This window comes from Bacillus sp. S10(2024), assembly GCF_050473865.1.
GTDB lineage: Bacteria > Bacillota > Bacilli > Bacillales > Bacillaceae_G > Bacillus_A.
Genome location: NZ_JBFLUR010000002.1, coordinates 4,445,570 through 4,468,725, shown reverse-complemented (window position 1 = coordinate 4,468,725; position 23,156 = coordinate 4,445,570). Strand labels below are relative to the sequence as shown.

23 protein-coding genes and 1 other annotated feature are annotated in these 23,156 nt (G+C 37.7%); of the genes, 3 read left to right on the top strand and 20 right to left on the bottom strand.

Annotated features, from left to right (window positions below):
* Window positions 1-42: 42 nt before the first annotated feature.
* The 4 genes from AB1280_RS22710 to AB1280_RS22695 all read right to left on the bottom strand — a co-directional run bounded on the left by AB1280_RS22710 (window position 43) and on the right by AB1280_RS22695 (window position 3,088).
* A complete protein-coding gene (locus AB1280_RS22710) occupies window positions 43-1,029 on the bottom strand; it encodes a class I SAM-dependent methyltransferase (RefSeq protein WP_272186485.1) in 987 nt (328 codons plus the stop codon).
* A 112-nt stretch (window positions 1,030-1,141) separates the two neighbouring features.
* Complete coding sequence (gene tpx, locus AB1280_RS22705; protein ID WP_272186484.1) at window positions 1,142-1,642, bottom strand: thiol peroxidase; 501 nt, start codon at window positions 1,640-1,642, stop codon at window positions 1,142-1,144.
* A 130-nt stretch (window positions 1,643-1,772) separates the two neighbouring features.
* Complete coding sequence (gene ytfJ / locus AB1280_RS22700) at window positions 1,773-2,168, bottom strand: GerW family sporulation protein (RefSeq protein ID WP_429757098.1); 396 nt, start codon at window positions 2,166-2,168, stop codon at window positions 1,773-1,775.
* 290 nt (window positions 2,169-2,458) lie between these two features.
* On the bottom strand, window positions 2,459-3,088 hold the full coding sequence (locus AB1280_RS22695; RefSeq protein WP_429757097.1) for a DUF2953 domain-containing protein: 630 nt from the start codon (window positions 3,086-3,088) through the stop codon (window positions 2,459-2,461).
* Between the two features lie 155 nt (window positions 3,089-3,243).
* Here AB1280_RS22695 and AB1280_RS22690 point away from each other — a divergent pair, with 155 nt between their 5' ends.
* Window positions 3,244-4,047, top strand: coding sequence for an NAD kinase (locus tag AB1280_RS22690; protein WP_429757096.1), 804 nt, complete (start codon window positions 3,244-3,246; stop codon window positions 4,045-4,047).
* Between the two features lie 100 nt (window positions 4,048-4,147).
* Here AB1280_RS22690 and AB1280_RS22685 read toward each other — a convergent pair whose 3' ends face one another.
* The 7 genes from AB1280_RS22685 to refZ form a co-directional block, all read right to left on the bottom strand.
* Window positions 4,148-5,710, bottom strand: coding sequence for an amidohydrolase (locus AB1280_RS22685; RefSeq protein WP_429757095.1), 1,563 nt, complete (start codon window positions 5,708-5,710; stop codon window positions 4,148-4,150).
* A gap of 266 nt (window positions 5,711-5,976) precedes the next feature.
* Window positions 5,977-7,563, bottom strand: coding sequence for an acyl-CoA synthetase MbcS (gene mbcS / locus AB1280_RS22680; RefSeq protein WP_429757094.1), 1,587 nt, complete (start codon window positions 7,561-7,563; stop codon window positions 5,977-5,979).
* A 200-nt stretch (window positions 7,564-7,763) separates the two neighbouring features.
* A complete protein-coding gene (locus AB1280_RS22675) occupies window positions 7,764-7,964 on the bottom strand; it encodes a small, acid-soluble spore protein, alpha/beta type (RefSeq protein WP_429757093.1) in 201 nt (66 codons plus the stop codon).
* A gap of 79 nt (window positions 7,965-8,043) precedes the next feature.
* A complete protein-coding gene (thiI, locus tag AB1280_RS22670; protein ID WP_429757092.1) occupies window positions 8,044-9,255 on the bottom strand; it encodes a tRNA uracil 4-sulfurtransferase ThiI in 1,212 nt (403 codons plus the stop codon).
* A 6-nt stretch (window positions 9,256-9,261) separates the two neighbouring features.
* Window positions 9,262-10,404, bottom strand: coding sequence for a cysteine desulfurase family protein (locus AB1280_RS22665; protein ID WP_429757091.1), 1,143 nt, complete (start codon window positions 10,402-10,404; stop codon window positions 9,262-9,264).
* Window positions 10,405-10,657: 253 nt separating this feature from the next.
* Window positions 10,658-12,367, bottom strand: a complete 1,710-nt coding sequence (ezrA, locus tag AB1280_RS22660) for a septation ring formation regulator EzrA (protein WP_429757090.1) — start codon at window positions 12,365-12,367, stop codon at window positions 10,658-10,660.
* A 383-nt stretch (window positions 12,368-12,750) separates the two neighbouring features.
* Window positions 12,751-13,389: a forespore capture DNA-binding protein RefZ gene (gene refZ, locus AB1280_RS22655; protein ID WP_272188369.1), complete on the bottom strand. Its 639-nt coding sequence runs from the start codon at window positions 13,387-13,389 to the stop codon at window positions 12,751-12,753.
* Between the two features lie 171 nt (window positions 13,390-13,560).
* Here refZ and AB1280_RS22650 point away from each other — a divergent pair, with 171 nt between their 5' ends.
* Window positions 13,561-14,040: a GAF domain-containing protein gene (locus AB1280_RS22650; RefSeq protein WP_429757089.1), complete on the top strand. Its 480-nt coding sequence runs from the start codon at window positions 13,561-13,563 to the stop codon at window positions 14,038-14,040.
* A 114-nt stretch (window positions 14,041-14,154) separates the two neighbouring features.
* Here the strand turns inward: AB1280_RS22650 and megL are convergent, their stop codons facing one another.
* Window positions 14,155-15,330, bottom strand: a complete 1,176-nt coding sequence (megL, locus tag AB1280_RS22645) for a methionine gamma-lyase (protein WP_429757088.1) — start codon at window positions 15,328-15,330, stop codon at window positions 14,155-14,157.
* 350 nt (window positions 15,331-15,680) lie between these two features.
* On the opposite strand from megL, the gene rpsD reads away from it, so the two are divergent.
* On the top strand, window positions 15,681-16,283 hold the full coding sequence (gene rpsD / locus AB1280_RS22640; RefSeq protein ID WP_272188372.1) for a 30S ribosomal protein S4: 603 nt from the start codon (window positions 15,681-15,683) through the stop codon (window positions 16,281-16,283).
* Between the two features lie 69 nt (window positions 16,284-16,352).
* On the opposite strand, the gene AB1280_RS22635 is transcribed toward rpsD, so the two are convergent.
* From AB1280_RS22635 to acsA, 8 genes are all read right to left on the bottom strand, one after another.
* Window positions 16,353-16,505, bottom strand: coding sequence for a transporter (locus tag AB1280_RS22635; protein WP_429757087.1), 153 nt, complete (start codon window positions 16,503-16,505; stop codon window positions 16,353-16,355).
* Between the two features lie 272 nt (window positions 16,506-16,777).
* Window positions 16,778-17,344 (bottom strand): mechanosensitive ion channel family protein, encoded by a 567-nt coding sequence (locus AB1280_RS22630; RefSeq protein ID WP_429757086.1) that lies wholly within the window; start codon window positions 17,342-17,344, stop codon window positions 16,778-16,780.
* A 61-nt stretch (window positions 17,345-17,405) separates the two neighbouring features.
* Entirely contained in the window at window positions 17,406-18,662 is a 1,257-nt protein-coding gene (gene tyrS / locus AB1280_RS22625; protein WP_272188379.1) for a tyrosine--tRNA ligase, read from the bottom strand.
* 64 nt (window positions 18,663-18,726) lie between these two features.
* Window positions 18,727-18,954, bottom strand: a binding site (T-box leader).
* A gap of 98 nt (window positions 18,955-19,052) precedes the next feature.
* Window positions 19,053-19,298: a hypothetical protein gene (locus tag AB1280_RS22620; protein WP_272188380.1), complete on the bottom strand. Its 246-nt coding sequence runs from the start codon at window positions 19,296-19,298 to the stop codon at window positions 19,053-19,055.
* The gene (locus tag AB1280_RS22615; protein WP_272188382.1) at window positions 19,279-19,824 is read right to left on the bottom strand and encodes an RNA polymerase sigma factor; all 546 of its coding nucleotides are present in this window, start codon (window positions 19,822-19,824) and stop codon (window positions 19,279-19,281) included. The genes AB1280_RS22620 and AB1280_RS22615 overlap by 20 nt, the downstream gene beginning before the upstream one ends.
* Window positions 19,805-20,260: a hypothetical protein gene (locus tag AB1280_RS22610; RefSeq protein WP_429757085.1), complete on the bottom strand. Its 456-nt coding sequence runs from the start codon at window positions 20,258-20,260 to the stop codon at window positions 19,805-19,807. Before AB1280_RS22610 ends, AB1280_RS22615 begins: the two co-directional genes overlap by 20 nt.
* 298 nt (window positions 20,261-20,558) lie before the next feature.
* Window positions 20,559-21,185 (bottom strand): LysE family translocator, encoded by a 627-nt coding sequence (locus tag AB1280_RS22605; RefSeq protein ID WP_272188384.1) that lies wholly within the window; start codon window positions 21,183-21,185, stop codon window positions 20,559-20,561.
* A 155-nt stretch (window positions 21,186-21,340) separates the two neighbouring features.
* Entirely contained in the window at window positions 21,341-23,059 is a 1,719-nt protein-coding gene (gene acsA, locus AB1280_RS22600) for an acetate--CoA ligase (RefSeq protein ID WP_272188386.1), read from the bottom strand.
* Window positions 23,060-23,156 lie beyond the last annotated feature (97 nt).

Genomic DNA, 23,156 nt, shown 5'->3' with positions numbered 1-23,156 from the left:
CTGTACTATATATAAGTGTATATCTGTTATATATGAACCCTTTTAGTTTTTCTCAACAAACCAGCCGTTAATTTGCTGCATAATGTTCTCCATCGCTTGCATATTAGAGAATTTCGGTAATTCTACTAATAACGCTTGTTTTGGCATGTTTACGTTTTGCCCTTTCTTTTGGAGAACAAATATACTTTTTGCATTTTTTTCATTCTTAAACATGGAAACAGGTAACTGTAGTAATCCTTGCACAAAACATGTTTCTTTAATAAATGCATGAAGCTTTGGTGCTTGGTCACTTTCAAAAATGAAGTTTGGCACTAAGAAAAATAAATAGCCGCCTTCTTTTGTATGTTTGACACTTTGTTCAATAAAAAGATGATGTGCATAAGACATACCTTCATCTGCTTTTAACGTATATTCACTTGCACCGATTTCATTTGGATAATAGCCGATTGGTAAATCACATACAACCGCATCAACTGGATCAATATAAAGAGAAGCTAGTCCATCTTGATTAAAGAACTCGACCGCTTGTTTTTGTAAATTTGCATTGACTAATGCAAGTTTAACAAGCAAGTCATCCACATCTACTCCAAAGCCACTCATCGTTGTCCCTTCTAAGCAGCCATTGAAAATTGTCGTTAATAAATTTCCCGTTCCAACTGCAGGATCTAGTACAGTTATTTCCTTTTGATCCTTCATAAATTTATGGAATAAATAACTCATAAACATCCCAACTGCATCAGGCGTCATTTCATGATTTGCTTGTACGCCATCTTTCATCCCTTTTAAGATGGCAAGTTGGAACGCTTTGCGAATTTCTTCGCCTTTATAGTTTTCTTCATTAAACTTGCTATATTCACGCTCTAATCGTTCAATTGTTGGTTGTTCTAAGCCTTCTTGTAAAATTGTTCCTTCAAATAAATTGTCACCCGTTTCTACAAGTGCTTCTAAATACGTTATATCTAATTCTTTACGTAAAATTACGGCAGAAGAATCAAAAATAGAAAATAATGTTTCTACTGTTGAACTCACGAAAATTCCTCCTTTAAACTAAAATACACATAACTTATATCATACCATATTTTAAATTTTTCCCAAAAGAAAAAGCGACCCCTTGAGAAGAGATCGCTCTTTGTTGCCTATATTACTTTGCAGCCTTTGCTGCCTCTAATGCTGCTTCGTAATTTGGATGGCTTGTACCTTCGCTTACGTATTCTACGTAAACCACTTTGTCGTTGCTATCTACTACGAATACTGCACGTGCAAGTAAACGAAGTTCTTTCATCACAACACCGTATGCTTCGCCAAAAGAAAGGTCGCGGTGATCAGAAACCGTTACAACGTTTTCTAAACCGTTAGCTGCACACCAACGCTTTTGAGCGAATGGTAAATCAACGCTAATTGTTAATACTTTTGCATTTTCAATACCAGCTGCATCTTCGTTGAAACGACGAGTTTGTGCATCACATACACCTGTATCAATAGATGGTACAACACTAATCAATTTCACTGCGCCTTTATATGTCTCTAAAGTTACCGGAGATAAATCATTTGCTAACACTTGGAAGTTTGGAGCTTGATCGCCTACTTTCACTTCTGTGCCAACTAAAGTGATTGGGTTTCCTTTAAACGTTACGTTTGCCATTTGAAAATCCTCCCTTTTCTAAAAAACAAAATATGTACAGTGTAAATGATAGATGTTCAGTAAACAGAATGCAACTGAATCGCTCTGTTTTTAGAAAAAAGAAGCTAATCGCTCGATTAGCTTCTTTTTCTTATATTTCATACTCCGGCTGTTCATCTTTTTGCTTATTCATCATTTCTTTTACCTTATCAACTGCTTGCGGTGCTAATTCCATTATTTTATCAAGTATATGCGTCTGTTTATCTAAATGAAGTACTTTCACACCTTCACTACTTACTATAAGAAAAGCAACCGGGTTAATGGAAACACCGCCACCGCTACCACCGCCAAATGGATGATGATTATTATTTTCTAATTTCCCAAATTCACTACCACCTGCCGCAAAGCCAAAGCTTACTTTAGAAACCGTTAAGATAACACTTCCATCAGGTGACTGAATTGGGTCACCAATGATTGTATTCACATCAATCATATGATTTAACTGTTGCATCGCTGTTGTCATTAACCCTTGAATTGGATGTTCCATATAATCCCCCCTATATTTATCCCGCTTTAACGGGCAGTAATACTCCCACCTCAAAATCCGGCGAAAGCAATGTCCAGTTCTAGTGACTAGAATGTTCAGCGGCTTCGCTTCTTCCTGCGAGGTAAAAAACACCTCTACGTCAGAAGCTCCAACGTCCTACAATTCTGAGCGTGCCGCTTCCGCTTTTCTGAAGAAGTTATGTGGGAGATAAACTGCTGGTATGCGCCCAATTGGTAAGAGCTGATAATCATTGAGGGATGAAGAACCCCCCTACTGATTAAAGTTTCACTTTATTGCTGCACCGTATGATCTGTCGTAATAACGCCTTGCTTCTTCAGAAATATAAATAACCGAATTACTGCCTTAACTGCACGATATATGCGAAATGAGGCCGTTAATTCACAATGTGTTGCTACAGTTTCCCCTTGAAAAATCGGAGTAATTTCAAGCTGCGGCGCACCTATAATTTCTGCATATTGTCCGGCAACGCCAACAATAATCCCTTTTACCGACCATACATAGCCTGTAATAACTCCTGTACTCGCTGCATCACCTGTTCCAATTTGCGAATACCATTTCCAATTGTTGATTTTCACTTTTTGAAGAAAATCTTTAATCATAGTATGGATTTCTTGCAGCCTTTTTATAATCTCCCCTATACTGTCAAGCCATGCCACAAATTTATCCTCAGTCCCGCCTTCTTCTCCTGCTTTTTCAATTTTTTGACCTGTTTTTCTTTGCTGCTTTTCAATCCGTTCTAGTACATCAAACGTATAATGAATCATCCAAATTTTCACTTCAAACAAACATTGCTTTTCTGTTTCTGTATATAACAAACTAATTTTCAGCGATAATTTCGATAATAAAATAAGTAAGAGAAGCAAAATAAGCATTCCAATTCCAATCACAAGCCACTTCATCGTACCACCCTTTCATTCCGTATCCATTATCGACACGATATGAAAAATATAAACGAAATTGAAAATATAGATTTTTCTAAAAAAAGAAGGATTTCTCATATTTTTATTGAAATATACTATTTGAACATATTATTTACTGCATGGAGGGATACAAAATGGAAGATCGTCGCAATTTATTTTTCTTTTACGGTGATAATAAAGCAACGCTTATCGAAAAAATGAAACCAGTATACGACATTTTAAAGGAAAACGGATTTACAATACTAGACCATCCAAAGAACGCAAATGCCATCGTTAGTGTTGGCGACGACGGGACATTTTTACAAGCTGTTAGAAAAACAGGATTTCGTGAGGATTGTTTATACGCAGGGATTTCGACAACAGATGATATTTCCTTTTACTGTGACTTCCACATCGACTATGTCGATAGCGCCCTTCAAGAAATCACAAAAAATAAAATTGAAGTAAGAAAATATCCAACAATTCAAGTAACTGTCGATCATGACACGTCCTTTTATTGCCTAAATGAATTTACACTGCGCTCTAGCGTAATTAAAACATTTGTATTAGATGTGTACATCGATGATTTATATTTTGAAACATTCAGAGGGGATGGCTTAGTCGTTTCGACCCCAACAGGAAGCACTGCATATAATAAATCACTAAGCGGAGCTGTCGTGGATCCATTAATTCCATGTTTCCAAGTAAGTGAGCTTGCTTCGTTAAATAACAATACGTACCGTACCCTTGGTTCTCCATTTATTTTAAGCAACAATCGTACGTTAACATTAAAATTAACTCATAATGACAAAGATTATCCTGTCATGGGTATGGATAACGAAGCACTTAGCATTAAGCAAGTCGAAAAAGCAGTTGTTCGTTTAAGCGATAAACAAATCAAAACAGTAAAACTAAAAAATAATTCGTTCTGGGAAAAAGTACAAAGAACGTTTTTATAAAGTGAAACTAACCAATCGGGCTTTTACGGGCAGTTTTCTTCCCTGCTCTTATCCTGCCCACGAATAGAGGGATAAAGAATAAAGGCGGCATGTGCCGCCTTTATCTCTTATGCACAACTTCACCATCCACAACCGTCATCGTAACATTTATCTCTTTTATTTCTTCTTCCTGCACGTTAAATATATCTCTATCTAATATCGTAAAATCAGCTTCATATCCCGCTGCAATTTTTCCGCGGTTCTCTTCTTTTCCAATCGCATATGCGCTTCCTGTTGTGAACAGTGACACAGCTTCAAATACGGATAACCTTTCTTCTGGTATGTAACAGTTTCCATCCACAAAGCTCTTTCTTGTTACAGCGCTGTATATACCTAAAAGCGGGTTCACTTGCTCAATTGGTGCATCCGAACCACCCGCACAGTGTAATCCAGCAGAAAGGAGTGTTTTCCATGCATATGCATATCGAAGGCGCTGCTCCCCTAGCTTTTCAATAACAGATGGAAAATCAGAAGAAACGAAGACAGGCTGAATATCTAAAATTACTGGGAGCTTCTTCATGCGCTGGGTTAACTCTTCACGGGTAAGTTGACAGTGAATAATACGATCACGCTGCCCCTCTTTTGGCGGGTGCATTTCAAGCGCATCAATCACATATTCAAGCGATAGATCACCAATTGTATGAATTGCGACAGGCATATGGAATTCTCTTGCTTGTTTGACGAGTTCCGCAAGCTCTTCACGAGAAAAAATAGCAACGCCATTCGTTTCCTTTGCATCTGCATATGGTTCAGTAAGCAGCGCTGTTCGTCCGCCAAAGGAACCGTCTGAGAAGATCTTCATTGCTCCAAACTCAATATAATGTGTATTCTCATATCGCTCACGTTCGTGTGCTACTTCATGATGAACAAGAAGATGCGCTTTAAACGGTAAATCTCGAATCACTTCCGTAAAGGCATTGTACGTTTTTTGAAAACCGCCATAATAGTTTAAGTCTTCTGTATGACCACCAACGAGTCCATATTGCCAACAATCTTGAATTGCAGTTTGCAGTGCCTTCGTTAAATAGGCTGCATCGATTTCTGGTAGAAGAGGCGCGATCAATTCCTGCGCTTGTTCATACAATAAACCTGTAAGTTCACCATGTTGATCGCGGCCAATTTTCCCACCTTTCGGGTCTTCTCTATCTTGCATAATCTCAGCTTTCTCAAGAATATAAGAGTTCACTAACGTTACATGACGGCAAACGCGTTTCAACACAATAGGGTGACGACGTGATAAATCATCTAAATCTCGTTTATGTACATCTTTTCGATCTGTAAAATTATTTTCATTCCAACCCTCGCCAATAATCCATTCTCCTTGCTTCGCCCTGTTCACTCGCTCAGCAACAAGGTTTAGTACTTCCTGATAAGATGTGCATGCTGATAAATCTAAGCGAAGTAATCGTTCTCCGTGTCCAATAAGATGCATATGGCTATCAACCAGACCAGGGAGCACTGTTTTTCCTTCTAAATTTAAGAACTGTTTCGGCTGATACCGCTCTTCTAATTCTTCTTTCCTTCCAACAGCAATAATTTTACCGTTTTCTATGTAAACTGCTTCTACGAATCTTCCGTCTTCTTCCATCGTATAAATCTTTCCGCCGTGCCAAAGTTCTCCCATTTTTTCTCCCCCTTTTTATTAGCTATAAACATTGTTTGCAACACCCGTTAACCTTTTCGAAAAAATAATAGGGGCATCCACACATTTTTCATTTTTATATTCAACTTTAATAAGAGCAATTACGCCGTACATTCTCTCCCCCCTATACTTTACCCTTATAGCTCTTTTATTATCTTAATTTTCTTATAATACCATTATAAAACACTCTCTCTAGTTAAACAAAAAACCCAATTCTATTCAGCTAGAATCGGGCAAATTGTGCAAGGTTATTTGGAAGCCAACTCCATTTCACGTTTTCGCAGCTCCACGCGGCGAATTTTACCGGAAATTGTTTTTGGCAATTCTTTCACAAATTCAATTTTACGCGGGTATTTATAAGGCGCCGTTAATTCCTTTACATGGTCTTGCAGAAGCGGAATTAACGTGCTGTCTTGCTCATCGACATTTTCCTTTAACACGATAAAGGCTTTTACGATATTTCCTCGTATTTCATCTGGACTTGCCACAACCGCACATTCTCTGACGTATGGATGTTTGACCAGTGCATCTTCCACCTCGAACGGTCCGATTGTATAGCCGGAGCTAATAATAATATCGTCGCCTCGTCCTTCAAACCAAAAGTAACCATCTTCATCCTTTTTGGCCTGGTCACCTGTAATGTAATAATCGCCGCGAAATTGCATAGCTGTACGCTCTGGATCTTTATAATACTGTTTAAATAATGCCGGTGTTTTCACGTGCACGGCAATATCCCCTACTTCTCCCGGAAGGACTGGCTTACCATCTTCATCCACAATATCAACTTGATTACCCGGCGTCGGTTTCCCCATCGAACCAGGTTTTATTTCCATTCCTTTTAATACGCCAACAAGTAATGTATTTTCTGTTTGACCATATCCATCACGAACCGTTACTTGAAAATAATTTCGGAATGTATTTATAACTTCTCTGTTCAATGGCTCTCCTGCCGAAACCGCACTATGCAAGGAAGAGAGGTCATATTGCTGTAAGGTCTCCACTTTTGCCATTAAACGATATTCAGTCGGTGTACAGCACAATACATTTACTTTGTTATCACTTAATAACTGTAGATATGTTTCCGGATCAAATTTCCCGTGATATACAAATCCAGTTGCACCTGAACCGAGCGTCGCAAGAAATGGACTCCACACCCACTTTTGCCACCCTGGACTTGCTGTTGCCCATACAACATCATTCTCTTCAATTGCTAACCAATTTGCAGCGCTCGTACGAAGATGAGCATACGCCCAAGCATGTGTATGTACAACGCCCTTGGGATTGCCTGTTGTTCCAGATGTATACGATAAGAAAACCATATCATCACACTTTGTCTCTGCCATTTCTAATACAGCACTCTCTGTTTTAAGTGCTTCTCGTATATTGTTCCAGCCTTCTAGTGGTTTTTCACTTAATACAAATTTATGAAGGGAATGCACTGCCTCGATTCCGTCGAATTGTCCTACATACGGTTCATAACTTACTATCGCTTTTACTTCTCCATGCTCGATTCGGTATTCAATATCTTTTTTGCGCAGCATTTCTGAACTTGGAATAACGACGAATCCCGCTTTTATTGCGGCAATATACGTCATATATGCTTCAATGAGACGCGGCATCATAATAAGAAGCTTGTCCCCTTTTTGCAGACCGCTTTTTATAAAAGCATTTCCAATTTTATTCGCCCCTTGTAACAATTCCCGGTATGTGACTTCCCTTTTATTCCCTTGATCATCTTGCCAAATTAGCGCAAGCTTATTTGGTTCATGGGCATAACGCTCCATCTCCTCGACTAAATTATACATCGGTGGCGCTAACAGCTCTTCCCGGTTCATACTCTTCCCCCTTTATTATGTCCATCCTCCCTTTAATAATAAAGAATTTTCTGTAAATTTAAAACTATTTCTTTTGACAAATTAGTTTATATTTTGACCAGTTGGCTACAATAGTAGATGTTTTCTCTTATTTTTTGACATAAAACAACAAAAAGAAAGAGCGGGAAATCCCACTCTTTCTAAGCCATTGTATATAGTTGTTATCGTTGGAAACCACCTAATTGTTGTTCAGCCATTGCAACTAAACGTTTTGTAATTTCGCCACCAACAGATCCGTTAGCACGAGATGTTGAATCTGCTCCAAGTTGTACACCGAACTCTTGAGCGATTTCGTATTTCATTTGATCTAAAGCAGCTTCTGCACCAGGAACTACTAAGTTATTTGAATTATTGTTTGCCATATGGTATCACCTCCTTGTGAGTATAGAGTGTGATAAACCATATAGCTTCATACATATCTTTTAATGGTAATTTATGGTTTTAAAATAAATCTTCGAATTGTTCCTTTTCTGCTACTTCTACTGTTTGTAATACCATCTTTTCTGTATTTGCAACTGCGGATTCAATAAGCGGTGTAAAATCATAGTAGGATTCAAATTTATTCGCTTTTTCACGCTTCGGTTTCGTTGTCGGACTTGCTGGCGTAAAGACTGTACAGCAATCTTCGTACGGACGAATGGAGATGTCGTACGTACCGATATCGTTAGCAATTTTAATAATTTCTAGTTTATCCATCGCAATAAGCGGACGGATAATTGGATAATTTGTCACTTCGTTTATCGTGTGCATACTATCTAACGTTTGACTTGCTACTTGTCCAAGGCTTTCCCCTGTCGTAAGAGCAAGTGCGTTACGCTCTTCTGCAATTCGTTCTGCAATGCGCATCATCATACGGCGCATAATTGTCATTGAATAGCTAGATGGAATTTCTTTATTAATTGTTTTTTGCACTTCTGTAAACGGTACAAGGTGAAGTGTCACGCGTTTACAATACTTCGTTAGCTCCTGTGTTAAGTCGATTACTTTTTGCTTTGCACGCTCGCTTGTAAACGGGGGACTATGAAAATGAACAGCTTCCACTGATACGCCGCGCTTCATTGTTAAGTAAGCTGCAACTGGACTATCAATGCCACCAGAAAGAAGAAGCATTACTTTTCCGCCAACACCAACTGGAAGACCGCCAGCTCCCATGCGCTCATCGCACATAATATAGCTATAACCGCTTCGAATTTCAATGCGGATGTTTACATCTGGATTATGAACATCTACGGTAATATCCTCTGTATTTTGTAAAACATACCCGCCGATTTCTGGAAGTAGTTCCATCGTTCTCATCGGAAAATGTTTGTAAGAACGGTGAACTGTAATTTTAAATGTTTTTACGGCACGACTTACTTGCAGAAAAGCAGCAAGTGCACCTTTTTTAATTTCTTCTAAATCCGTTGGTACTTTCATTGCTAAGTTAAACTTGTGAATTCCAAACACATCTTTCAATCTTTCCGCAACAGCCTCATGATCTTCACCATTTAACTGAATATACATGCGGTCATGCGTCGCATCAATTTTTAAGTTTGTAAATTTCTTTAATTTATGTTTCACATTATCTTTTAACGTGCTTACAAACTTAGAACGGTTCTTTCCTTTTGTTGTCATTTCGCCGTAGCGAACTAAAATATACTCGTATGTCATCATCTTTCCTTACCTCATCACTTCATATAATTTTGGCAATGTTTCTTTTATAATTCCTTCGAATTGTTTTACTTCTTCCATCGTATTTTCCGCATTTAAACTAATACGAATCGCACTTTCTGCTACCGCATGCGGCAAGCCCATCGCTAGTAAAACGTGGCTTACTTCGTTTACTCTTGAAGAACAAGCAGATTTTGTTGACACATACACATCACGTTCTTCCAAAGCATGCACAACAATTTCTGGCTTTAATCCGACAAATGATACGTTTAATATATGCGGTGCCGTATGTTCTTTCGGCGTATTAATTGTAACATCCTTCATGCCCTTAAACATGCGAATAAGTTCTTCCTTTAACTCGCGAAGATGCCCCGTATTTTCGGACTGTTTTTCTAAAGTCATTCGCAAGGCTTTGATCATCGCAACAATTCCTGGTAAGTTTTCTGTACCAGAACGGTAACGCAACTCTTGTCCACCACCCGATAAAACTGGATCGAGCCTTACACCGTCACGAACATAAAGAAGTCCTGTTCCTTTTACACTATGGAACTTATGTCCCGAAATTGTGCAAAGATCAATGTGACTTTCATACAAGTCAAGCGGTACTTTTCCAATTCCTTGTACATGATCGACATGGAATCGTACTTTCGGATAGTTTGCTAATAACTTCCCAACTTCATCAACAGGCTGAATCGCACCTGTTTCGTTATTGACGTGAATCATAGAAACAAGAATAGTATCATCTCGAAGAGCTCGTTTCACATCTTCTACTGATACAACACCATTTTCATTTACCGGCAAATATGTAACATCAAAACCAAGATTTTCTAGCTGCTTATATGCTTCAAACACAGAAGCGTGTTCAATGTTTGTTGTAATCAAATGCTTACCACGGGAGCGATTTCTCATCGCAATCCCCTTAATTGCAAGGTTATTTCCTTCTGTTCCTCCAGACGTAAAGACAATTTCTGAAGGCTTTGCACGAAGAAGCTGAGCTGCAATCGTACGTGATTGCGTTAATAAGCGCTCTGATTCTCCTCCAAGGGAATGAATAGAAGAAGGATTTCCAAAATATTTTCCTGCAACTGTCACATAAGATTGCAAGGCTTCCGGGTACGGCTTTGTCGTCGCACTATTATCAAAATAAATCATCGTTATTCCCCTTTCGCCGATATCGAAATCCCAGAAAGTGAAACATCTTTACAAGAAAGACCTTCGTAGCGGGATAATCATATCATAAATCCATGCGTTTCCGCTAAGCTTGCTCATAGTTTCCGTCATTAGAGCGGAAGTATGCTTTTCTGCTTTCAACGAAAAAACGCTCCATATTCCGCTATTCATTATAGCAATATTACATCATAATGGATACAAAAGTTATTTAAACAAAAACAAACCCCTTAATGAATTAAGGAGTTTGTTCTAAATCAACAAGTTCAGCAATCTTCTGCACAATGCCTGGTTCAATTTGTTCTAATACAGAAGCTGCTTGTTCTAGAGCTGCGTCATATTCATATTCACGGAACAGTTGCTCAGCGGTATCTAAGCTTTTCGCTAACATATCGTCATGACTACGATAACGATTACCATACTGTATTAATTTTTCTACTAAATACGCTTGTTCAATTAACTCTTGCGTTGTTTCGTGAACACCATTTACAATTACTACTGCTTCTTCTAGTGTGCGATTCACTGCGCCCATATCAAGCGGCTTTAATTCTAGATGTTCATACACACTATGCATTGCTTGTTGTCCGTTTTGCAATTCCACTACGATACGATCTGGCAAACCTGGTAAATTTGATTTTTGCATCATACGCTTTGATTCCATCAGCGTATGGCGCATTTCCTTTAACGCTTCACGCGCTTCAAACTCATCTTTACGCATCATTTGCAGCATGTCTTTGTACTCATTATGAATTACTTTTAATGTTTCACATTGCTCATAAATTTCTTCTAACTCTTCTCGAATGACAGAAAAGGCGATATCTTGCTCTGCAATACGAAGTTGTAACACTTCAAAACGCTTCATTAAAATATGCATCTGTTTTTCAACCACTTTTTGAGATTCGATATCTTTATCCTGTAATTGATAACTTTGTTTCACAAATTGTGTTTCTGCTTTCGTTTCCAGTGCTTCTTCTCGAATTGTCTCTAAATCTTCATATACAGTTACCGTCTGCTGTTCAACATAATGTTTAGCTCTTACTTCTAACTCTAACTGTTCATATAATGTATCAAGATTTCCTTTTAAAACTTCCATTTTCCCTTGCGCTTCCACTACGTGTAGAGATTCTAAATCAGCAAGGCACGTTTGCAATTGTTTGTTCATCTCTCTTACTTCTTTTGGTATTTCCAAATGATTTAGTACATAACCTTGTTTTTTCATATCGTCGTGACCTTGTGATAAATCTTCTAATTGCACCGGTAATGTCGCTTGACATTCTACTAATAATTCTGGTACTTCATGCACAATTACTTCCAAATGTGCTAGTCCTTCTTCTAAACTCGCCACAATTTCACGCGCTTTTAAGTAATCCCCATTTTGTGTTGCTTCTTCAAACGTTTGAAATTTCTTTGATTCAGCATCAAGCATTCCTTCAATTTTCTCCTCTGCCGCGCCAAACATATGACGATGAGCAAGCACACTCTTTTTCAAATTACGGTATATATCACGCAACTGCTCAATTTCTGAATTGTTTTTCTCATAGCTTTCCAACAATTCTTGTAGTTCATTTAAAATATCCATAATACGATGATCTGCTTCATCTAAACTACTAATGGATTCATTAAGTGTATGTTTTGCTTTTCGGAAGGAAAATTGCGCGGCAAGTTTTTGAGCGCTTTCTAAATCTTTTTCTGCTTTCGGAAGAATATTAGCAACAATTTCATCCCATTCATTGCGCCATTTTTCAAATAGCTCTTCTGTTTGTCCGGTCATCTTTAACTCTTTCACTCGTTTCAGTTCATCCGCTACAGGTTTATCCTTAATTTCTTTCTTCCATTGCTCTAGTGCTTCAATATCTTTATATAAACGATTTCTCATCACAAGTTCTACGATGAGGAAGAGCAAGATAGCACTCACGATGATGACAACGATCGTTAAGATTGAATCCATTCAAAATGCCTCCTATTTATCTGTTTTTTGTCCGTTCCGTTTTTTAAAATGGAAGGCGTTATGTAAGAAAAGGGGAATGCCCCATATTTAACAACTAGCAATGTATTAATCATACCATGTAATTCTATGTTTTTGGCCTAGTTTTTCGAAAAATTTCATGAAAGAATTTACTATTTTCAAGTCGATTCCAAACACACATCTAACCCAAAATTATAATCACCAAAGGACTGTATTTTTTTTCAAACCAAAATATCATTATTGCAATATAAATATATTACTATATAAGGATTCAAAAAAGAAGATATCACTTCATAAAAAGCAAATAAAAACAGCTTATTCCCATACACATCGGCAACAAGCTGTTTCACGTTTTTTTGTTTTCTTTATACATACGCCGCTCTCGGCAGAGGATATTGTATATGCTCTGTACAAAGAGTTTGCTCCATCCACTGCTCTACTTCCTTCATATACATTTCAATAAAAAAGATTTCTGACGGAAAAGAATGCAGCACTTCTGATATATATTGCGGATATAAATACGGCATACTGATCATTCCCTTTAACTGCGTCATAAACATCGTAAATGATACATTTTGAAATTCTCTCTTTTCTTGCCCTTGTCTAATGAGTTGCTCTATATAGTATCTCTCTTTTGAAAAGTAAATCGTCATGATTTCGCGAATTAACGTGCTATCTAACGAAAGTTCTCTGTAGAAAAAGCGAGTAAGTTCTCTTCGCTCAAATTGATACTGTAAAATATTTCTCATCATCTGGAATAATACTTCTTTTGCAGACAAAAAATTCCGCTGTTCAAATGTCAGTTCAACGATACGTAAGTAGCCCTCTAAAAAGTCTGATACCAACTGTTCTAGTAATCCTTGTTTTCCAGAAAAATAATAGGAGATATTTGCAACATTAACATCTGCTTGCTTTGCTATATCACGTACTGATGTACCATTATAGCCTTTCGCATAAAATAGCGAAATGGCCGCATCAATAATTTTCTGTCTCGCCTGTGTCATACACTCACTCCTCCCGCTATTTGTAGGTAGTAAAAGCACGATTAATTGAACTTGATGTAAATTTCTTGACTTTTAAGACAAATTCCTTTAATTTTCTATCGACAAAGTCTTGCGAATTATAGCTTATTTTGCAATAACTTTACATTTACCTACAGAAAGGGCGGCGTTTCCATGTTCACAGCAGAAGATTATACTGGTACACGCGAGGAGCAATACAGGACAGTACTCAAACAACTCGATGCTCTATTAACAGGCGAGTCAAATGTAGTAGCTAACTTAGCGAATGCATCTGCTTTACTCAATGTATTTTTGCAAGATATTAACTGGGTAGGTTTTTATGTAACGGAAGGAAATCAACTTGTGCTTGGGCCATTTCAAGGATTACCAGCTTGTGTTCGTATTCCATTTGGCCGCGGTGTATGTGGCGTAGCAGCAGAAACGAAAACAACACAGCTTGTCGCTGATGTTCACAAGTTCCCTGGGCATATCGCCTGCGATGCAGCTTCTAATTCAGAGATTGTTGTACCGCTAATCAAAAACAATGAAGTCATCGGCGTATTAGACATCGATAGTCCAAACAAAGGACGCTTTGATGAAATTGATCAAACATATTTAGAGGAATTTGTCAGAATTTTATTAAAACACATATAGTGCAAAGGAGTTGACTTAAAGTCAGCTCCTTTTTGTACGTCCGGAACGCCGAGCATTACCTAAGGGTCTTTAAATGGTGTCGAACCGCCGATATATTGGTAGAAAGCGTTCCTCTTACGATAAAGCTGTTTTTTCTTTTTGCAGTGCTTGCGCTAAGTCCCTTACAATATCTTCCCAAGACTCAAGCCCTGCAGATAAGCGTAATAAATTATCGGAAATCCCCATCTGCTCACGAACATGTTTTGGAATGACCGCATGTGTCATCGTTGCCGGGTGCTGAATTAACGTTTCTGTATCACCAAGACTCACTGCAATAGCAATTAATTTTAAGTTATCCATTACAGCTTGCGCCTCTTCTTTTCCGCCTTTTACTGTAAATGATAGCACACCGCCCCCGCGCTTCATTTGTTTATTTGCAAGCATTCCTTCCGGATACCAAACAGCTTCTACTAGTTCATGATTTCGGAGAAAAGCAGCAATCTTTTCCGCATTGTCAGAATGACGATCCATCCGAACTGCTAATGTTTTTAAACCGCGTAAAAGTAACCATGCATCAAATGGTGCCATAATCCCACCAACATCTTTACGAATCGGACGAATTTTTTCGGCAAGCTCGTTTGTTTTACAAATTGTAACACCGGCCACAACATCACCATGACCGCCAATATATTTTGTCGCACTATGCAAGACAATATCACAGCCTATCGTAAGCGGTCTTTGCAAGTACGGTGAACAAAATGTATTATCAACAATAACGAGCAGTCCATGCTGCTTCGCTACTTTGACAACAAGTTCTAAGTCAATTAATTTCATCGTTGGATTAATCGGTGTTTCTACAAAAATGATTTTTGTATTCGGCCCAATACTCCTGTTAATTTCTTCTTCAGTTTCCATTTCACATAATGTATGCGTAATTGCAAATTTCTCTTCCAACACTTCTAAAAAGCCATACGTACAACCGTATAAGCCATTTGAACAAACAATATGATCTCCCGCTTTTAGAAAGGCAAAAAGTGTTCCTGAAATAGCTGCCATACCGGAGCCAAACGCTAGTGCTGCTTCCCCTTCTTCTAATGCTGCCATTCTTTCTTCAAATAACTCAACTGTCGGATTTCCAAGTCTAGAATAAATATAAGCTGAATCATAACCAGCAAAGCTTGCTTCTCCTTGCTGCGCTGTTTCAAATGTATACGTAGATGTTTGAAATAACGGCGGTGTCAAACTTCCTTTATGCTCGGCCGCATCATACCCATGATGAATTAACGTCGTTTCGATATGTTTCCTTTTCATACAAACATCCCCCTTATATTTCATCTTATGTAAGCGTTTTCTATCTGTTGCTATCCTTTCCATGAGCGTTTACAAAATTCCTTCTTGCATTTTTCCAAATTTTAAATGTATAAAATGAAATTTGATGTTCTTGACTCTCTCCTAATAAACAGATATAATAGCCTTTGTGTAAAATAAAAAGGCAGCCTTGTAATGCGAGTTTATTGTTTGTATTTTGTTCCTCACGATGAGGTGTATCGTGTAACTCCCTGCTGCTGGAGCGAGGGTACATGAAAATGAAATACGCATAAATGTCAATTACGTCTGTTTTTATTTTACAAAAATAAAAACATTTAAAGGAGGAGTCATTCATGGCTCGTTATACAGGTCCATCTTGGAAACTTTCTCGTCGTCTTGGAATCTCTCTAAGCGGCACAGGTAAAGAATTAGAAAAACGCCCTTACGCACCAGGTCCACACGGTCCTAACCAACGTAAGAAACTTTCAGAATACGGTTTACAATTACAAGAAAAACAAAAACTTCGTCACATGTACGGCATGACTGAGCGTCAATTCCGTCGCACATTTGACCAAGCTGGTAAAATGATGGGTAAACACGGTGAAAACTTCATGATCCTTCTTGAAGCTCGCCTTGACAACCTAGTTTACCGCATGGGCTTAGCTCGCACTCGTCGCGCTGCTCGTCAATTAGTAAATCACGGCCACATCATGGTAGATGGCGCTCGCGTAGATATCCCATCTTACCGCGTTAAACCAGGCCAAACTATCAGCCTTCGCGAAAAATCTCGCAACCTAGCTGTAGTTAAAGAAGCAGTTGAAGTTAACAACTTCGTACCTGAGTACTTAACTTTCGATGCTGACAAATTAGAAGCTACTTTCACTCGCTTACCAGAGCGCGCTGAGTTAGCTGCTGAAATCAACGAAGCGTTAATCGTAGAGTTCTACTCTCGTTAATGACGAAAAGCCAATCCTTTTGGATTGGCTTTTTTCGTTGTATAAACATATTTATTTCGCAGTTTAACTTTATTTGAATTTTATATTCATCGTTGGATTCGCTTCTTGTTTCTCTACATAAACATGTTGTTCACTATTATTTTTTTGTAACTGATTTTGTTCGTTCTCTGCTAGTTGGCCTGCATTTAGTAACGAAAAAATAATTAATGCTTCTAGTGACATTTAGATAACTCCCTCTTTTCTATCACTTTTGATACTTACAGCATACACGCCTATTATGAACTTGAAGTGAACATACGGAAAATTTTAAAACAAAAGACTTCGGTATGATTACACCGAAGCCCTTCATTTATTTCTATATATCCATTTTAATTTTTCAACATATAAATCGCTGCTACGGAAAATACACCATGAGCGTTTCTATGTACGACCAGATGCTCTTGCTCCCCTAAAAAGTAGAGCGCTTTTAAGTCGGTTTTTTAATATATATATTCTTACGCTATTTCTTTGCGCTTTTCACCTAAAGAGTAGTTCGCAACTTTTGTAATTAAGCTATTTGAAATGAAGTAAATCTCCCCAGTTTCTGCAACTAACTGCGTCGTACGAAGTCCTACTTCTTCGATGACGCCGTCGATATCATTAATTTTCACTTTATCGCCAACTGAAAATTGATCTTCAAAAATAATGAAGAATCCTGTTACAATATCTTTTACTAAGTTTTGTGCACCAAAACCAATTGCTAAACCGGCAACACTCACCCCAGCAAGAAGCGCTTTAATATCGATTCCTACTGTTTCTAGAACCGTCATAACAACCATGAAGTACACAACATAATGGACAATATTTTGACAAAGCTTCGTTAATGTCGCCTCACGTCTTTCATTTGTACGTACAGGGGCTTTACTGCTCATCTTAAAAATTTGTTCAATTCCTACATTAGTGACACGAATAATCACTTTTGCCACAATAAAAATAAGGATAATTTTAAGAATAATTCCCCCAAATTTCATTAATTTTTCGGGATTTAAAACATAATCTTCTAATATACTTTGAATATCCAAAATATTTACTCCTCTCTTTCAAAATGCAAAAAGCGTAAGAACTCTTACGCTTTTTTGCATGTTAGTAACGGATTAAGAAATATTTTTTCTTACCGCGGCGAATGATTGTAAATTTACCTTCAATGCGGTCTTTTTCTGTTACCATGTAATCTAACTCTTGTGTACGTTCACCATTTACATAAACCGCACCATTTGTAATATCTTCGCGTGCTTGACGTTTTGACGGTGAAATTTTACTTTCTACAAGTACATCTACTAATAATGCATCTTCTACACTACGCTCTACAGATGGTACATCTTTAAATCCTTGCTCGATTTCCGCTGCTGTTAATTCTGCAACAGAACCACTAAATAATGCTGCTGAAATTTTAATTGCTTGCTCTAATGCTTCAGCGCCGTGAACAAGTTTTGTCATTTCAGAAGCTAATGCTTTTTGTGCTTCACGCTTTTCAGGTGCTTCTGCAACCTGTTTTTCTAACTCAAGAATCTCTTCATGAGATAAGAATGTGAAGTATTTTAAGTATTTCACAACATCGCGATCATCTGTGTTAATCCAGAATTGGTAGAACTCGTAAGGCGTTGTTTTTTCTGGGTCTAACCAAACCGCGCCGCCTTCTGTTTTTCCAAACTTCGTACCGTCAGATTTCGTTACAAGCGGTACAGTTAAGCCGAATGCTTTCGCATCTTCTTCTGATTTACGGATTAATTCTAAACCAGCTGTAATGTTTCCCCATTGGTCACTACCACCGATTTGTAATCTACAACCGTGTGTTTGGTATAAGTTTAAGAAATCGTATGATTGTAAAATCATGTAGCTAAACTCAGTGAATGAGATACCTGTTTCTAAACGGGACGCAACTGTATCTTTCGCTAACATGTAGTTTAAACCAAAGTTTTTACCGATATCGCGTAAGAATGTAATTAAATCTAAAGAACCAATCCAATCGTAGTTGTTTGCGATTGTTGCTGGATTTCCCTCTTTATTGAAGTCTAAGAAGTTAGAAAGCTGCTCTTTAATACGCTCACTGAAAAAGGCAACTGTTTCTTTTTCATTTAATGTACGCTCTGCTTTCTTACCACTTGGGTCACCAATTAAACCTGTAGCTCCGCCAACAAGTGCAATTGGCTGATGTCCTGCTTGTTGGAAACGACGTAATATTAAAATTGGTAGCATATGACCAATATGTAAACTATCAGCTGTTGGGTCAAAACCGCAGTATAATTTCACACTTTCTTTCTCTAATAGTTCTTGTAAACCTTCTGCATCCGTTTGTTGGTTAATTAGGCCACGAAACTCAAGATCTTGTAAAATGTTCATCCTATTCACTCCTTTAAAATAGCTTGTGCGCGGAATTTCAAAACATAAAAAAATCGCCCCTCAAATAAGGGACGATTTTAATTATCGCGTTACCACCCTAGTTGCAGGCAAAAAAACCTGCCACCTCATTCACATAACGGCTCATCACCGTCTTTCCCCTTTCGGATGAAATCCAATCGAAGAAAGATGCTCCAGGGTCGTAATTCGCGATCATTTATGTGCTGATTTTCACCGACCATCAGCTCTCTAAAACAGGGAAATGATCACTACTGTTCCCTTTCCACGCTCGATTATTTATATACTTCTTTTTATAACATCATTTGTATATGCCTGTCAAATGCAGCCCTAAATTTTTCGGTTATAATTTCATTATATCACTTTTTTAAAACTTTACTGGCTGGCAAAGAATATCGTCAGTAAAGAAAGAAGTGGAACACAAGCTAACAGAGAGATATGAAATGCAACTGATAAATCATTACCAATTGTCGCTTCAACAGGATCTTTAGCCGGAGACGCAAGAAAACGTAAAAATCGATCTCCCCTATTCGCTTTTTGCGGAAAATCAGGAACTTCCACATAATCACTATCTAAATGCTGTTTCAATCTATATTCCTTATCAAAGGGATTTTCGGTCAATTTCATCCACCTCCAGCAATTGCTTCAATTTCTTCATGCCATGATAAAGCCTCGATTTCACCGTTCCTATAGGAATATCTAGTACCTCTGCGATTTCCTTTTGTGGCATATCATGATAATAAAAAAGAATAATGACCGCTCGTTGATCTTCTGGAACCTTCAAAATTGCTTCTCTCACTGTAAGACGGTCTTCTTGCGAAAATTCCTTCTCTTGAATCGGTAGAAGAAATGGTATAAGTGAACGCCACTTCTTTCTTCGATTCAGTTTATTAATCATAAGCCGATACCCAATTTGAAACAGATATGTTTTAATCTTTCCTTTTTCAATCTCATACATATGTTTCTTACGTTCTAACCTCAAAAACGTATCTTGAACAAGGTCTATGCTCAGCTGTTCATCACGGTTAAAGCGATATAAAAACGTATATAACGCTGGTTTGATTAAAACATACAACCGTTCCCCTGCTCGTTCATCTCCCTTTTGATAGGCGAGCATCAATTCCTCCTCAATCCCAATTTGCGCCATGTTTTTTAATCTCCTTTATCCCTTTTAAGGTTAGAGATATCCGGCTAATTAAATATAAACTTGCAACAATCGTCCATATTTGAGATTGATTCGTAAAAAATTGCACATATGGATTTTCAACTGTTAATCCGCTTAAAACTAAGAAATTTAACACTTGTACGCATATACAAGCGTATACTGCAATACAGACGGATATTGTATCAAATACATTCCACCGAAAATAAACTTTTGTTTTTGTAAAGTCGATTTTATTTCCAGCTTTTCTTACGATATATTTCTTGTCAAAAGGGATAAGGATTGAAAATATAATAATCATCGTACACGCTAACATAATCATCGAAACTTTAAACCCTATCGCAATAGGCATAAGGGTCCCTGCAGCAAATACGACTATAACGCCAATGAAAGTCAATGAAAGCATCCATTTATTTGACATATAAAGTGCCTCCTAATTTATTTTTCATAAACTTATACAAATACTGGAGGCAAATGGTTCAAAAAATCATTTTATTTCTTTTTTCGTTTTTACAATAACGTACTTAAAATAAGCAAGTTCTGAAATATACTTGATTCAGAACTTGCTTATTTAATGTTCCATCATAGACCGTCGCCTATTGGCAAATTACCAAGCCTTTAAGTTCCCTAGTTTCACTTTATCCCACACTAACGTGTAGCAGTGGATTGATTAACAAGGCTAACCATAAGTAAGAAATAGACTTTACTTATAAAAATGACTATGGTCGTTTTTCCAGCGCTAATTTAATCCCAAATGCCAAAAGTACAAAACCGCTTATCCCTTGAATAGCCCGCTCTGTAGACGGCTTTTTCATCCATGTACGAATTGCATTAATTAAATAAATATAGAGTATAAACCATAGAAAAGTTAAAACTGTATATGTCATTCCCATAATAAAAAGTTGAAAAAAGGTATTCCCATCATGCTGTATAAATTGCGGTAAAAACGTTAGAAAGAAAATGGCTACTTTTGGATTTAACAAATTGGTAAGAAAACCTTGCCTAAAGCAAGAAGCACCTTGATACTTATTTTTAACTGTAATATCCTCTGGTTGCTTTCCTTTCTTCCATAAAGACCATAATGATACACATCCTAAATAAATAAGATAAATAGCACCAATATACTTAAAAATAGAAAATAAAAATGCCGATTTAACAAGAATTGCAGAAATCCCAAGTACAGCTGCTAACGTATGAATACTTAAACCGCATAAAATACCAAAAACAGTTTTCATCCCGCCTTGTTTCCCCTGTAGTATTGTATTCTGAGTTACTAATCCCGTATCAGGTCCTGGCAAAATAATAAGAAAAATTGACATAGTAACAAAAAGATAATATTGCGTCACTAATATCCCTCCAAAAGATTAAATCTTTTCCTGCATGCTCTGCTGTATTTTAAATATTACATATAAGTTATATGTAACGCTGAACAATTTGAACACAACTTCACTATACTCTAAACAAGAAAGGCCTGAACGAAGAATGTTCAGACCTTTCTTGTTTAATCTTCCATCGTAGACAAGTCACCTGTTGGTAAGTTTAACTCCCATGCCTTTAATACACGACGCATAATTTTACCGCTTCTCGTTTTCGGTAATTTATCTCGGAATTCGATTTGTCTCGGTGCCGCATGAGCAGCTAGTCCTTTTTTCACAAATTGACGAATATCTTCTTTTAATTCTTCAGATGGTTCATAACCTGCGCGCAGTGCAATGAACGCTTTAATAATTTCTCCGCGTACAGGATCTGGAATTCCAATAACACCAGCTTCCGCAACTGCTGTATGTTCAATTAATTTACTTTCTACTTCAAACGGACCAACACGTTCACCAGATGTCATAATGACATCGTCAATACGCCCTTGGAACCAGAAATAGCCATCTTCATCCATATATGCAGAGTCTCCTGACACATACCAGTCTCCTGGCATAAAATAAGACTCATATTTTTGCGGGTTATTCCAAACAGCACGCATCATCGATGGCCAGCCTTTTCCAATTGCTAAGTTCCCCATTGTGTATGGCGGCAATTCATTACCTTCATTATCAACAATCCCTGCCTTCACGCCTGGAATTGGTTTTCCCATAGAACCCGGGCGAATTTCCATACAAGGATAGTTACAGATAACTTGTCCTCCTGTTTCCGTCATCCACCACGTATCATGAATACGAAGATGGAACACTTTCATTGCCCAGCGAATTACTTCCGGGTTTAACGGTTCCCCAACGCTCAAAATATGACGAAGGTTTGATAAATCATACTTCTTCAGCGTATCGTCACCAGCACCCATTAACATACGAAATGCTGTCGGAGCGCTATACCAAACTGTTACACCGTAATCTTGAAGCGTTTCATACCAAGCGTCTGGACTAAAGCGTCCTCCTAAAACTACGTTAGAAGCTCCAACTAGCCAAGGCGCAAAAATACCATATGCTGTTCCTGTTACCCAGCCTGGATCTGCTGTGCACCAATACACATCATCTTCTTTTAAATCCAGCACCCATTTTGCTGTTTGATAATGCTGCACCATCGCATTTTGAACATGCAGCACCCCTTTTGGTTTCCCTGTTGAACCAGATGTATAATGTAAAATGAGGCCATCCTCTCTCCCAAGCCATTCCATTTTTAACTGATTAGAAGCTTGTTCAAAAAGCGGATTAAATGCGACAACTTTACCACCTTCTTCTACACCTTCCCCAACAACAAATACCGTTTTTAACGCTGGTAAATCATTAAATGGTATACGTTCTAACAATTCTGGTGTTGTCACAAGCACCTTTGCTTCACTATCCACCAGACGGTCACATACAGCCGCTTCCATGAAAGCTTCAAATAATGGACCAACAATTGCTCCAAGCTTTATTGCACCTAATAAAGTAAAATACAATTCCGGTGAACGAGGCATAAAAATAAAGACGCGGTCGCCTTTTTCGACATCCCCATAATTTTTTAAAACATTTCCTGCTTTATTCGACAATTCTTTCATTTCTTTAAACGTATATTTCTCTTTTCTCGCACCATCTTGATAATACAATGCTACTTTATTTTTTCGGTGGGATTGGGCATGTCGATCAATGGTCTCATAAGCCATATTTACTCGTCCAGTTTCATGCCAAGAAAAATTTTGATTAACTTCTTCCCAATTAAAATTTTGATATATTTCATCATAATTTAACAAATTATTTTCCCCTTGAATAACCGGAAGTGTTTCTACTTTCATTCTTTACATCCCCCTTCTATGTACCATATAAATCTATTATAAAGATATATTTTATAATTTTCAGTATTTTTTAAGAATTTCAGACAAATTTTTACTG